The organism is Streptomyces sp. 8P21H-1 (assembly GCF_013302945.1).
Genome location: NZ_JABTYA010000102.1, coordinates 1 through 358, shown reverse-complemented (window position 1 = coordinate 358; position 358 = coordinate 1). Strand labels below are relative to the sequence as shown.

General features: G+C 73.5%; 1 protein-coding gene. It reads right to left on the bottom strand.

Annotated features, from left to right (window positions below; all coding sequences use genetic code 11):
* Positions 1–54: 54 nt before the first annotated feature.
* Positions 55–358 (bottom strand): glutaminase (locus HO151_RS01945; RefSeq protein WP_173894402.1); only part of this gene is annotated, 304 nt, incomplete at its 5' end.

The window sequence follows — 358 nt, the reverse complement described above, 5'->3', positions numbered from 1 at the left end:
CGCCATCCTTCCGGGGGCCGACGGGCGGGACGCGCCGACCGTGTGAGGCGTCGGTCAGTCGTTCGTCGTGCGCGAGTCGACGGCCGCGTCCGGGTCGCCCTCGCGGGAGCCGCCTCCGGCTCGCGGGGCGGATGCGAAGAGGTTGAGGCCGAGGACGCGGGAGAGGTAGGCGAGGGCACGCTGGCCGCGCACGCTGTTGCCCGCATCGTCGAGAGGGGGCGAATACACGCCGATGCCGGCCTTCCCGGGCACGACCGCGAGGATGCCGCCCGAGACGCCCGATTTCCCGGGGATCCCGATCTCGAACAGCCACTCGCCCGACCGCTCGTACAGTCCGCTCGTCGCCATCACGGCGAGC